Consider the following 12,807-nt stretch of genomic DNA (forward strand, 5'->3'; position numbering starts at 1 on the left):
TGCCCTCGTCGACGATCACGGCCACCCGGTGAGGGCGCTGAGAGGATCCTTGCGGCATGTGCGATTTCTAGCACTCGTACGGCGGCCCCACCACGTCCGACGATGACCCCATGGATCCCATCTCGCTGTCCGCAGCCCTCGCCTCCTTCACCGAGCGGTGGAGCCCCCGCATTGTCACCACCGTCAACGACTACGACGTACGCGTCGCGAAGGTCGAGGGCGAGCACCTCTGGCACGTTCACGACCTCACCGACGAGTTCTTCCTGGTCCTGGAGGGCGAACTCCACATCTCTTTGCGGGAGACGGAGGGTGAACGCACGGTCGTCCTCCCCAAGGGCTCGGTCTTCACGGTCCCGCGCGGCACGGAACACAAGCCGTACGCCCCCGAGGCGACCGCGATCCTCGTCTTCGAACCCACCGGCACCCTCACCGTCGGCGACCGCCACGACGAGGTGCCGGACCATGTGGACGCGACGACGGGGCACGCGCTCTCCTAAGGGGCCGCGCGGAAGAGAGGTTGTTGATGCCCCTATGGATGTCAACTTGCGGTTTCGTTGGGCTCTGCAGGGCATGCGGCTGTCCTGATGGGGGCGATGAGTCGGTAGATTTCGCGTGCGAGGTATCGCTTCAGGCACTCTGTCCACCCCTCGACACGTCGCCCCACATCGCCCGCGACTTCGTCGCCACCGTCCTGCGCACCCTGGAACTGGACGACACCCTCGTCGACGACGCGATTCTCTGCACCTCCGAACTCGTCACCAACGCCTGCGTGCACGCGAAGGGCGACAGCACGGTGCTGTGGCTGGCGGTGGAGGAGGGGCGGCTGCGGGTGGTGGTGTACGACGGGGACGAGAACCCACCGGTGATGAGGGAGTTGACCACGGAGACGTGGGAGCAGGGCGGCGGCCGGGGCCTGTGCCTGGTGGACGCCGTCACCGAGGGCCGCTGGGGTCACGGCCCGGACATCCCGTACGGCGGGCACGAGCATCCGCACCCGGAGGGCAAGGCGGTGTGGTTCGACCTGCCCGTAGACCCGCACCCGCCCGTACGACTCCCCGCGGCACCATGATCAGCTCAACGCAAAGGCGCGAGGGTGCGGGAACCGATCTGTCCCGCTCCTCCCCCCGGGGCCTCAGGACTCCCGAGTCCTTACGATATTCACACAGCAGCACAAGACGCCTCCGGTCACGGAATGCTCAAGCTTGTCGTCGCCTGCCCGGTGCATACCGTGCCGGGGGTCCTGTGCCGTTCCTGGGTATGTGCCTGAAATGCGGGTGGCCCTACCTTGCCTGTCGGCGCGTCAGACGCCGTAGCCGTCGCTGTACCCGTCCCGCCTGCTGTGGTGCCGTTCCCCTTCGACGACCGGTGTGTTGGGCGGCATCACGACGCGCCTGCGCCGCGCGATGCTGCTGAAGGTGCTGACGCCGATCAGTCCCACGACCATCAGGATGATCCCGACGAGGTCGAGGTTGACCCCCTTCATGTCCCAGTCGGTCGCGAACGTGAGGATGGCTCCCGCGGCGATGAGGATGATGCATCCGCCGAGGCCCATGAGTGTCGCCTCCCTGTCCGGTCCGGTCGATCCGGTCCGTGACTGCGAGTACCCCGGCTGTCAACCCCCATGCCGGGAGGAACCCTTGGGAGCCGGAACCTAGCCCGCCAGGAACGCCACCAGCGAGTTCGCCAGCAGATGCGGGTCGTCGACACCGCACAACTCCCGTGCGCTGTGCATCGACAGGATGGCCACGCCGATGTCGACGGTCATGATGCCGTGGCGGGCGGCGGTGATCGGGCCGATCGTCGTGCCGCACGGCATGGAGTTGTTGGAGACGAAGGTCTGGAACGGCACGTCCGCCTTCTCGCAGGCGGCGGCGAAGACGGAACGCCCCGAACCGTCCGTGGCGTAGCGGTTGTTGACGTTGACCTTCAGGATCGGGCCGCCGTTGACGCGCGGGTGGTGCGTCGGGTCGTGCCGCTCCGCGTAGTTGGGGTGGACCGCGTGGCCCGTGTCGGAGGACAGACAGACGGTGCCCGCGAAGGCTCTGGCCCGGTCCTCGTACGATCCTCCGCGCGCGAACACCGAACGCTCCAGCACGCTGCCGAGCAGCGGTCCGTCCGCGCCGGTGTCCGACTGCGAGCCGTTCTCCTCGTGGTCGAAGGCGGCGAGCACCGGGATGCACGGCAGGTCGCCCCCGGCGAGCGCGGCCAGCGCGGCCACCCCGGAGTGCACGGACAGCAGGTTGTCCATGCGCGGCCCGGCGAGCAGCTCGCCGTCCCGGCCCAGGTAGGCCGGCGCCTCCACGGAGTGCGTCATCAGGTCCCAGCCGGTGACCTCGCCCGCGCCGATCCCCGTCTCCTCCTCCAGGAAGGCGATGAGATCACCGTCCCGGACGTCGTTGCCCAGCCCCCAGATGGGCTGCAGATGGCGCTGCTTGTCGAGCTTGAGGCCCTCCGACGACACCGAACGGTCCAGGTGGATGGCGAGTTGGGGCACCCGCAGCAGCGGCCGGTCGATGTTCACCAGCCGCGTCGAACCGTCCCGCAGGGTCAGCCGGCCCGCCAGGCCCAGATCGCGGTCCAGCCACGAGTTCAGCAGCGGACCGCCGTAGATCTCCACGGCCACCTGCCGCCACCCGTGCGCCCCCGTGTCGGGCCGCGGCTTGACCCGCAGGTTCGGCGAGTCGGTGTGCGCGCCGATGATCCGGAAGGGAGTGTGCGGCTCGGCACCCTCGGGCACGTACCACGCCACGATCGCCCCGCCGCGCAGCACGTACCGGCCGCCTGTCGTCCCGTCCCACGCGTCCGTCTCCGCGACCTGTCGGAATCCGGCCTTCTCCAGGCGCTCGGCCGCGTTGGCCACCGCGTGGTACGGCGAGGGACTCGCCGCGAGGAAGGACATGAGGTCGTCGGTGTGGCCGCGATCGAAGCGGGAGGGTGCGCTCATGGGGTTCACCTTAACGACGTACGAGGGCCCGCTCCCGGCGATGCGGGGCGGGCCCTCGTGTGGACGGTGTGGAGCTGTGTACGGCTGGTCTGATGTGTCCTAGAACGCGGCCTCGTCCAGCTCCATCAGGTCCAGCTCGACACCCTCGGCGACCTTGCGGGCCAGGGTGACGCCCGGCAGGACGTTGGCCGCGAAGAACTTCGCCGCCGCGATCTTGCCGGTGTAGAACGCCTTGTCCTTGGCGGAGGCCGTCTCCAGCTTCTCGGCGGCGATCGCGGCGCCCTTGAGGAGCAGATAGCCGACGACCACGTCACCGGAGGCCATCAGCAGGCGGGTGGTGTTCAGACCCACCTTGTAGATGTTCTTGACGTCCTGCTCGGTCGCCGCGAGGTCGGTCAGCATCAGGCCGACGATCGCCTCCAGCTCGACGGCCGCCTTGGCCAGGTGCTCGCGGGCGCCCGCCAGCTCCTCGCCGCCCGTGCCCAGCGCGAGGAACTTCTTGATGTCCTCGGCGAGCGAGTTCAGCGCCGCGCCCTGGTTGCGGACGATCTTCCGGAAGAAGAAGTCCTGGCCCTGGATCGCGGTCGTGCCCTCGTACAGGGTGTCGATCTTGGCGTCCCGGATGTACTGCTCGATCGGGTACTCCTGCAGGAAGCCGGAGCCGCCGAAGGTCTGCAGGGACTGGGCGAGCTGCTCGTAGCCCTTCTCGGAGCCGTAGCCCTTGACGATCGGGAGGAGCAGGTCGTTGAGCGCGTGCTCGGTCGAGGCGTCCTCGCCCTCCGCCTCCTTGACCTGGATCGCGTCCTGGATCGAGGCGGTGTAGAGGACGAGGGCGCGCATGCCCTCCGCGTACGCCTTCTGCGTGATCAGCGAGCGGCGTACGTCCGGGTGGTGCGTGATGGTGACCTTGGGCGCGGTCTTGTCCATGAAGTTCGCGAGGTCGGGACCCTGGACGCGCTCCTTGGCGTACTCCAGCGCGTTCAGGTAGCCCGTCGACAGCGTGGAGATGGCCTTCGTGCCGACCATCATCCGCGCGAACTCGATGATCCGGAACATCTGGCGGATGCCGTCGTGCTTGTCGCCGATCAGCCAGCCCTTGGCGGGGTGCTGGTCGCCGAAGGTCATCTCGCAGGTGTTGGAGGCCTTGAGGCCCATCTTGTGCTCGACGTTCGTCGCGTACGCGCCGTTGCGCTCGCCCAGCTCGCCGGTCTCGACGTCGAAGAGGTACTTCGGGACGAGGAAGAGGGACAGGCCCTTGGTGCCGGGGCCGTGGCCCTCGGGGCGGGCGAGGACGTAGTGGAGGATGTTCTCCTCCATGTCGTGCTCACCGGACGTGATGAAGCGCTTGACGCCCTCGATGTGCCAGGAGCCGTCCTCCTGCGGGATCGCCTTGGTGCGGCCCGCGCCCACGTCGGAGCCCGCGTCGGGCTCGGTGAGCACCATGGTCGAACCCCAGGTCCGCTCCACGGCGAGCTGCGCGATCTTCTTCTGTACGTCGTTGCCCTCGTCGAAGAGGATCCCGGCGAACGCCGGGCCGGAGGAGTACATCCACACGGCCGGGTTCGAGCCGAGGATCAGCTCCGCGTACGACCAGATCAGGGACGGGGGAGCGGTCGTACCGCCGATCTCCTCGGGCAGGCCGAGGCGCCAGTACTCCGAGTCCATGAAGGCCTTGTAGCTCTTCTTGAACGTCGCCGGTACCGGCGCGGTGTTCGTTTCCGGGTCGAAGACCGGCGGGTTGCGGTCGGCGTCCGTGAAGGACTCCGCCAGCTCGTTCTCCGAGAGGCGGGTCAACTCCTCGAGGATGCTCTTCGCGGTCTCGGTGTCCATCTCCTCGAACGGTCCGGTCCCGTACAGCTTGTCGCGCCCGAGGACCTCGAAGAGGTTGAACTCGATGTCGCGGAGATTCGACTTGTAGTGCCCCATGGCGACGGCTCCGTAGAGGATCGGCGAGGGACTGTCCTCGCACCTAGTTCACATACCAACAAGTAGCTACCGATGATGCTACCCGTCGGTAATAAGAAGCAACCCCGATCCGGTATCTGTGACAGGTCACACCGGCACCGTCAGCGTCGCGGTGTAGCCCTGGCCGACGCTGCCCGTGACCGCCGCCAGCTGCTGGTCGTGGCTGTCGCTGAAGACGCTGTCCGACTCCAGGGAGAGCTCGCTGAGATTCGTCACGCTCTGGCTGTAGCCGTCGGTGGTGTACACCGTGTCGCTCACGTCCTTCGGCAGCGCGAGCTGCGAGGTGTTCGTGATCGCCCTGGCCGCAGTGGCGTCGGCCAGGCTGCCGTAGACCTCGAAGTGGACGTGCGGCCAGCGGCCCGGGTAGCAGCCGGGGAAGATGCTCTTGAACGTGACCTGGCCCTGGTCGTCCGCCTCCTGGACGCCGCGCAGATAGTTCTCGTCCGTCACGCCGTCGTTGTACAGGGAGTACCTGCCCTCCCGGTCGCATTGCCAGATATAGACGGCGGCGCCCTTCTTGGGGGTGCCGCAGCCGGAGGCGGCGTCCACCACCGTGAGCGTGATCGTCAGGGGTACGCCCTCGGCGGTGCCGCCCGCGGAGTCGCCGAAGCTCCGCGTGATGTCGCTGCGGACGACACCGCTCTCCCGCAGGACGTTCACGCCGTTGGAGCCGTCGCCGGGGAAGGGGCCTTCGGTCTCCTCGGGGATCGTCTCGCACTGAACGGGCGACGAGGAGGACGACGACTCGGTCGACGGGGCGGTCGACGAGGACGAGGACGCCGAGGTGTCCTCCTCCGACGTGCAGCCCACCAGCGGAATCAGGCTCGCCCCCGCCATCAGCCGGATCATCCGGCGGCGGGCGAGGACAGGAAGGTCGTAGGAGAGTCCCCTGTCGTGTTCGTGGACCTCGTCGCCGTGGTGTCCGTGCATGGCTGTCCCCTTGCCCGTGCGGTGCCGTCTCGTGGGCGCTTTTATCTGACATGACAGACGCTATGAGCGGTGGGCGCGAGAACACCAGGCCGCGGGCTGTCAAGTCACTGTCGATTCCCTGTCGGTTTGCCGGCCCACCCCGTACCGACCCACCCCGTACCGGCCCGCCCCTCGGTCGATCTCGGTACTCTTGCGCCCATGTACGGCTACGACCAGAACGTCGGTGCACAGCAGGGGTACGCCCCGCCGCAGCAGCCCATGTCCGGCGGCGTCGGCGGCTACGGCCAGCAGCCGCCGCTCTACCCCGAGCCGTCCCCGCCCTCGCTCGCGGACGCGGTGCGGGCCTTCACCACCGGGCAGCTGTCCGCCGAGGACTTCCAGCAGGTCTTCGCGACCTCCAAGGTCTACTGCCCACGCGGTGACAACCCCGGCTTCCTCGCCCTGCACAACACCCAACAGCCGGTGATCCCCATGTTCACCTCACTCAAGGAGCTGCGCCGGTACGCGGGCAAGGAGTCCAAGTACTTCGTCATCACCGGCGCCGAGGTCATCGACCTGCTCCCGACCGGCTACGGCTTCGTCCTCGACATGGAGGGCGAGCACCGCATGGTCTTCGACGCGAAGGCCGTGGAGCAGATGGTCGAGTTCGCGATGCGGCGGATGTACGGCTGAGTGCGCGGAGTGTACGGCTGACGCCTACCGACGAGAGCCCGGAGGGAATGCCCTCCGGGCTTTCTCTGTTCTGGGTGGCAGAAAGTTCAATGCTCAACTAAACTGGACGCACCAAGGAGGTACCGACATGCCTGCAGTGACCGTCGAGAACCCGCTGACGCTGCCCCGCGTCGCCGCGTCCGCCGACGCCGTGGCCCGTCCCGTGCTCGCCGTCACGACCGCGCCGAGCGGTTTCGAGGGTGAGGGCTTCCCGGTGCGCCGAGCGTTCGCCGGGATCAACTACCGCCATCTGGACCCGTTCATCATGATGGACCAGATGGGTGAGGTGGAGTACGCGCCCGGGGAGCCAAAAGGGACTCCCTGGCACCCGCACCGCGGCTTCGAGACCGTCACCTACATCGTCGACGGCATCTTCGACCACCAGGACTCCAACGGCGGTGGCGGCACCATCACCAACGGCGACACCCAGTGGATGACGGCCGGCTCGGGCCTGCTCCACATCGAGGCGCCGCCGGAGGCTCTCGTCATGTCCGGTGGACTCTTCCACGGCCTCCAGCTGTGGGTGAACCTCCCGGCCAAGGACAAGATGATGGCGCCGAGGTACCAGGACATCCGCGGCGGCAACGTCCAGCTGCTCACGTCCCACGACGGTGGCGCCCTGATGCGGGTCATCGCCGGCGACCTGGACGGCCACGCCGGTCCAGGCATCACCCACACGCCGATCACGATGATCCACGCGACGCTGGCGCCGGGTGCGGAGCTCACCCTGCCCTGGCGGGAGGACTTCAACGGTCTGGCGTACGTCATGGCGGGGCGGGGCGCGGTGGGCGCGGAGCGGCGTCCGATCCACCTCGGCCAGACGGCCGTGTTCGGGGCGGGTTCCTCCCTGACGGTCCGCGCGGACGAGCAGCAGGACTCCAACGCGCCGGACCTGGAGGTCGTCCTCCTGGGCGGACAGCCGATCCGCGAGCCGATGGCGCACTACGGGCCGTTCGTGATGAACACCCGTGAGGAACTCCAGCAGGCGTTCGACGACTTCCAGAAGGGACGGCTGGGGACGATCCCCGCCGTGCACGGGATGTCCGAGGGTGGCCTGTAAGGCTCCCGTAGTTGAGTAGGCTACGAGCAGGCCCGAAGCCGCAACCTTGTTTTGCGGCTTCGGGCCTGTCTTGTCTTGCGTGGGTGCTACGGCAACACGTAGACCGGCGCACCGTCCGGAGCGCAGCCGACCTGCCGTACGCAACCCCGCCTGATGAGCATCCTCAAGCAGTCATGGACGCGTTCGTACGGCAGTCCCGTGCGGTTGGCGATCTCCTCGACCCGGTAGCGGGCGCCGCCCTGCACCAGTGCGGGAGCGAGGCAGGCGGCCACCATGTGGACGTCGTCGGTGACGATCAGGTTCCTCGCCTTCCAGGTGGCGAGGAGTTGCTGGTGCGTCAACTCGGATTCTGCGGCGGGCCGGGAGTCGGCGCGGGGTCGCCTGAGGGCCTCGGTCAGGTCGCGCAGTGCGTCGACCATCCTGTCCTGGCCCTCGCCGATCCGCCGCAGCAGTTCGTTGCGCTCCCCCGCAGAGGCAGCCAGCATCTCGTCCGCCTGAAGGTTCCGCTCTTCGAGCCGCATGATGGCGTCGGCGACCTGTTGGGGCATGACGTAGGCGGAGCCGCCGGGGTGGGCCAGTGGTGCGGGAGAAGGCTCCAGTGAGTAGGAGCCGTCGCGCTGGATGGTGGCGATGACTTCGGAGACCCATGCCTTGAAGGGCTGGGACTCCGGCTTGGTGCAGCCGTTCACCAAACGGATCAGACCTTGGAGGTCCACGAGGTTCATGTCTCGTCGCCACTCTCGACCTGCGGGAATGCTGAGAGAGTGACTTCCAGTCACTGTCTCGAGAATGTCTCGGTGCTCTTCGGGGACATGGTCCAGCAGCGCCTTGCGAGGGGTGGTGTACCCCAACTGGTTGCAGACGTCCACCACAGGAAACCAGTGCGTCCCGTCCGGCATGGTCAGCCTCCGCACCCGCGCCCCCGTGGCCGCGAACACGAAGTCGTTGATGTCGATCGCGTCCTGACGTTGTCCCGCCGACTGGTCCGGCGGGGTGTTCTTCTGCTCGTACATCGAGCATCACCTCCGCCTCGGAAAATAGGCAGACGTGGGAACAACGCGCGTCAATAGCAAGGATGTTCATCCGAACGTGGACAGACGCATCGATTCTGCACGCGTACCTTCTCTATGACGTCCCGTCCGCAGACGCCTCCCCCGTCGCCTCCCAGAGCTCGAACCAGATGCTCTTCCCCTCGCCCCGCGGATCCACTCCCCACACATCCGCGAGCAGTTCGATGAGCACCAGTCCGCGTCCGGACGACGCCAGTTCCCCCGGTCTGCGCTTGTGCGGGAGGTCGTCGCTGGTGTCCGTGACCTCGACGCGCATCCGGCGTTCGCCCGGGTCGCCCCGTACCTCGGCGAGGAGCAGGGCGTCCGCGTCGGTGTGGACGAGGACGTTGGTCAGCGTTTCGGAGAGCAGCAGGACCGCCGAGTCCACCTGGTCCGCCGACGCCCAGTCGTGCAGGAGCTCGCGCAGTTGTTGCCGGGCCACCGCGACCCGTTCGGGTTCGGCCTGGGCCACCGAGAGCATCGTGCGGCGGACCCGGGGGCGTACGACGACGGGGTCGCCGGCGCACTCGCCCTGCCGGGACAGCAGCAGGACGGCTATGTCGTCCTCGCGCCGGTCGGCCAGTGGGCCGGTGGTGTGGTGGGAGGAGGGGCCGTGCACGGCCTGGACCAGGGCGTCGGCGAGGGCCTCCAGGTCGCCCTTGTGGTCCTCCAGGATCGTGCGGATGCGCTTCCAGCCGGTCTCCATGTCGTGGCCGCCGGTCTCGATGAGGCCGTCGGTGCACAGCAGCAGGGTCTCGCCGGGTTCGAGGGTGATCCGGGTGGTGGGGTAGTCGGCGTCGGGGTCGATGCCCAGGGGGAGGCCGCCGGCCGTGGGGCGGGTCAGGACCGTGCCGTCCGCCATGCGGATCGCGGGGTCGGGGTGGCCGGCGCGGGCGACGTCCAGGATGCCGGTCGTGGGGTCGGCCTCCACGTAGAGGCAGGTCGCGAAGCGGAGGTCGGTGGCCTCTGTGTCGCCGTACGTCATGCCGTGCAGGAAGCGGGAGGCGCGGGAGAGGACCGCGTCGGGGCGGTGGCCCTCCGAGGCGTACGCCCTGAGCGCTATGCGGAGCTGGCCCATCAGGCCCGCGGCGCGGACGTCGTGGCCCTGGACGTCGCCGATGACCAGGGCGAAGCGGCCGTTGGGCAGGGGGATCATGTCGTACCAGTCGCCGCCGACCTGGAGGCCGCCGCCGGTGGGGACGTACCGCGCGGCGACGCTCATGCCCGGTATCTGGGGGCCGAGGGTGGGCAGCATCGAGCGTTGCAGGCCGTCCGTGAGCTCCCGTTCCGACTCCGCGACCCCCGCCCGGGAGAGGGCCTGCGCGAGCATGCGGGCCACCGTCGTCAGGACCGACCGCTCGTCCGGCGTGAACGCCACCGGATACGCGAAGGCCGCCATCCACGCGCCCATCGTGCGGCCGGCCACCGTCAGGGGCAGGAACGCCCAGGACTGGCGGCCGAAGCGCTGGGCGAGCGGCCAGGTGACGGGGTAGCGGGACCTGTAGTCGTCGGGGGAGGAGAGGTAGACGGCGCGGCCGGTGCGGACCACCTCGGCGGCGGGGTAGTCCGTGGCGAGGGCCATGTGGGAGAAGGGGCTCTCGTCGCCGGGCTGGTGGCCGTGGTGGCCGATGATCGTCAGGCGGTCGCCCTCGACGCCGAAGACGGCGAGGCCGTCCGGGGAGAAGCCGGGCATGGACAGGCCGGCGGCGACCCGCAGGACCTCGGTCGTGGAGCGGGCCTCGGCCAGGGCGCGGCCCGCGTCCAGCAGGAAGGCCTCGCGGGAGCGGCGCCAGTCGCCGGTGACGGCGGTGCGTCCGGCGGGCGTGCCGGGCCTGGGTTCGGTGACCTCCTGGAGGGTGCCGATCAGCTCGTACACCTTCTTGACCGGGTCGAAGGACGGCTTGGAGCGGCTGCGGACGACGCGGACGACCTGCCCCTGGTCGTCCATGATCCGGACCCGCACTTCGGCGAGGGTGTCCTCGGCGACGGCGAGCTGGATCACTCCGGTGATCTCGTTCCAGTCGACGGGGTGGAGCCGGGCCCGGGTCTGGGCTTCCGTGAGGACGGTCTCCTCGGCGGGCAGCCCGAGCAGCCGGGCTGCCTCGGTGTCGACCGTGACCAGCCCGGTGGCGGTGTCCCAGTGCCACAGACCGGTCGCGAGGGCGGCGAGAACCTCCCCCACGGCTGGCAGAGGCTCGCCAGTGCGCATTGACCCACTTTAAGAAGACGAGGACGAAGAGTGCCACTGATCACCGGATCTGATCACCGGCTCCTCATGGTGGGGAGTCGATCGCGGGGTGGCCGGTACCCTTGGGAGGTCCGGGCACCGGGCCCCGGAGATCCCCGATCAGCGAAGGCTGGATGAACGACGATGCATCGGTACAGGTCCCACACCTGCGGCGAGCTCCGCGCCTCTGACGTCGGCACCGACGTCCGGCTGAGCGGCTGGCTGCACAATCGGCGCGACCTGGGCGGCATCCTCTTCATCGATCTGCGCGACCACTACGGCATCACGCAGCTGGTCGCCCGCCCCGGCACCCCGGCGTACGAGGCTCTGGACAAGGTGTCCAAGGAGTCGACGGTACGTGTAGACGGCAAGGTCGTTTCACGTGGAACCGAGAACGTGAACCCGGACCTTCCGTCCGGCGAGATCGAGGTCGAGGTCGGCGAGGTCGAGCTGCTCGGCGCGGCGGCCCCCCTGCCGTTCACGATCAACGCCGAGGACGGGGTCAACGAGGAGCGGCGTCTGGAGTACCGCTTCCTGGACCTGCGCCGCGAGCGCATGCACCGCAACATCCTGCTGCGTACGTCGGTCATCTCCGCGATCCGGCACAAGATGACGGCGCTGGGCTTCAACGAGATGGCGACGCCGATCCTGTCCGCCACCTCTCCCGAGGGCGCCCGCGACTTCGTCGTCCCCTCCCGCCTGAACCCGGGCAAGTTCTACGCCCTCCCCCAGGCCCCGCAGCAGTTCAAGCAGCTGCTGATGATCTCGGGCTTCGACCGCTACTTCCAGATCGCGCCCTGCTTCCGCGACGAGGACGCCCGCGCGGACCGCTCGCCGGGCGAGTTCTACCAGCTCGACGTCGAGATGAGCTTCGTCGAGCAGGAGGACGTCTTCCAGCCGATCGAGAAGCTCATGACCGAGCTGTTCGAGGAGTTCGGGAACGGCCGTCACGTCACCTCCCCCTTCCCGCGCATCCCGTTCCGCGAGGCGATGCTGAAGTACGGCTCCGACAAGCCGGACCTGCGCGCCCAGCTGGAGCTCGTCGACATCACCGACATCTTCGAGGGCTCGGAGTTCAAGGCCTTCGCGGGCAAGCACGTACGGGCCCTGCCGGTGCCCGACGTCTCCGGGCAGCCGCGGAAGTTCTTCGACCAGCTCGGTGACTTCGCGGTCTCGCAGGGCGCCAAGGGTCTGGCCTGGGTGCGCGTGGCCGAGGACGGCTCGCTGACCGGCCCGATCGCGAAGTTCCTCACCGAGGAGAACGTCGCCGAGCTGACCAAGCGGCTGTCCCTGGCCGCCGGTCACGCCGTGTTCTTCGGCGCGGGCGAGTTCGACGAGGTCTCGAAGATCATGGGCGCGGTGCGGGTCGAGGCCGCCAAGCGCGCCGGGCACTTCGAGGAGAACGTCTTCCGGTTCTGCTGGATCGTCGACTTCCCGATGTACGAGAAGGACGAGGAGACCGGCGCGATCGACTTCTCGCACAACCCCTTCTCCATGCCGCAGGGCGGTCTGGAGGCCCTGGAGACCCAGGACCCGCTGGACATCCTGGGCTGGCAGTACGACATCGTCTGCAACGGCGTCGAGCTGTCCTCCGGCGCGATCCGGAACCACGAGCCGGAGATCATGCTCAAGGCCTTCGAGATCGCGGGCTACGACCGGGAGACCGTCGAGGAGAAGTTCGCCGGCATGCTGCGCGCCTTCCGCTTCGGCGCCCCGCCGCACGGCGGCATCGCCCCCGGCGTCGACCGCATCGTCATGCTGCTGGCCGACGAGCCCAACATCCGCGAGACCATCGCCTTCCCGCTCAACGGCAACGCCCAGGACCTGATGATGGGGGCGCCGACGGAGCTGGAGGAGGCGCGGCTGAGGGAGCTGCACCTGTCGGTGCGCAAGCCGCAGCCGAAGTAGGCGACAGCGTGAG

At 68.6% G+C, this 12,807-nt stretch carries 11 protein-coding genes; 5 read left to right on the forward strand and 6 right to left on the reverse strand.

Annotated features, from left to right (window positions below):
• Window positions 1-110 precede the first annotated feature (110 nt).
• Together QFZ76_RS26720 and QFZ76_RS26725 are read left to right on the forward strand one after the other, a co-directional pair.
• Window positions 111-497 (forward strand): cupin domain-containing protein, encoded by a 387-nt coding sequence (locus QFZ76_RS26720; RefSeq protein ID WP_307676100.1) that lies wholly within the window; start codon window positions 111-113, stop codon window positions 495-497.
• A gap of 38 nt (window positions 498-535) precedes the next feature.
• The gene (locus QFZ76_RS26725; RefSeq protein ID WP_307676101.1) at window positions 536-1,069 is read left to right on the forward strand and encodes an ATP-binding protein; all 534 of its coding nucleotides are present in this window, start codon (window positions 536-538) and stop codon (window positions 1,067-1,069) included.
• A 231-nt stretch (window positions 1,070-1,300) separates the two neighbouring features.
• Here QFZ76_RS26725 and QFZ76_RS26730 read toward each other — a convergent pair whose 3' ends face one another.
• The 4 genes from QFZ76_RS26730 to QFZ76_RS26745 all read right to left on the reverse strand — a co-directional run bounded on the left by QFZ76_RS26730 (window position 1,301) and on the right by QFZ76_RS26745 (window position 5,839).
• On the reverse strand, window positions 1,301-1,552 hold the full coding sequence (locus QFZ76_RS26730; RefSeq protein ID WP_307676102.1) for a DUF6458 family protein: 252 nt from the start codon (window positions 1,550-1,552) through the stop codon (window positions 1,301-1,303).
• A 99-nt stretch (window positions 1,553-1,651) separates the two neighbouring features.
• Window positions 1,652-2,944, reverse strand: a complete 1,293-nt coding sequence (locus tag QFZ76_RS26735; RefSeq protein WP_307676103.1) for a M18 family aminopeptidase — start codon at window positions 2,942-2,944, stop codon at window positions 1,652-1,654.
• 99 nt (window positions 2,945-3,043) lie between these two features.
• Window positions 3,044-4,870 (reverse strand): acyl-CoA dehydrogenase, encoded by a 1,827-nt coding sequence (locus QFZ76_RS26740; protein ID WP_307676104.1) that lies wholly within the window; start codon window positions 4,868-4,870, stop codon window positions 3,044-3,046.
• Between the two features lie 126 nt (window positions 4,871-4,996).
• Window positions 4,997-5,839, reverse strand: a complete 843-nt coding sequence (locus QFZ76_RS26745; RefSeq protein WP_307676105.1) for an intradiol ring-cleavage dioxygenase — start codon at window positions 5,837-5,839, stop codon at window positions 4,997-4,999.
• 198 nt (window positions 5,840-6,037) lie between these two features.
• Here QFZ76_RS26745 and QFZ76_RS26750 point away from each other — a divergent pair, with 198 nt between their 5' ends.
• Window positions 6,038-6,511 (forward strand): SseB family protein, encoded by a 474-nt coding sequence (locus QFZ76_RS26750; protein WP_266436507.1) that lies wholly within the window; start codon window positions 6,038-6,040, stop codon window positions 6,509-6,511.
• Between the two features lie 127 nt (window positions 6,512-6,638).
• Window positions 6,639-7,610 (forward strand): pirin family protein, encoded by a 972-nt coding sequence (locus QFZ76_RS26755; RefSeq protein WP_307676106.1) that lies wholly within the window; start codon window positions 6,639-6,641, stop codon window positions 7,608-7,610.
• 86 nt (window positions 7,611-7,696) lie between these two features.
• Here QFZ76_RS26755 and QFZ76_RS26760 read toward each other — a convergent pair whose 3' ends face one another.
• Window positions 7,697-8,623: a Bro-N domain-containing protein gene (locus tag QFZ76_RS26760; protein ID WP_307676107.1), complete on the reverse strand. Its 927-nt coding sequence runs from the start codon at window positions 8,621-8,623 to the stop codon at window positions 7,697-7,699.
• Between the two features lie 112 nt (window positions 8,624-8,735).
• On the reverse strand, window positions 8,736-10,868 hold the full coding sequence (locus QFZ76_RS26765) for a SpoIIE family protein phosphatase (RefSeq protein ID WP_307676108.1): 2,133 nt from the start codon (window positions 10,866-10,868) through the stop codon (window positions 8,736-8,738).
• A 162-nt stretch (window positions 10,869-11,030) separates the two neighbouring features.
• On the opposite strand from QFZ76_RS26765, the gene aspS reads away from it, so the two are divergent.
• The gene (gene aspS, locus QFZ76_RS26770; RefSeq protein WP_307676109.1) at window positions 11,031-12,794 is read left to right on the forward strand and encodes an aspartate--tRNA ligase; all 1,764 of its coding nucleotides are present in this window, start codon (window positions 11,031-11,033) and stop codon (window positions 12,792-12,794) included.
• Window positions 12,795-12,807 lie beyond the last annotated feature (13 nt).

This window comes from Streptomyces sp. V4I2, assembly GCF_030817655.1.
Lineage (GTDB): Bacteria > Actinomycetota > Actinomycetes > Streptomycetales > Streptomycetaceae > Streptomyces > Streptomyces plumbiresistens.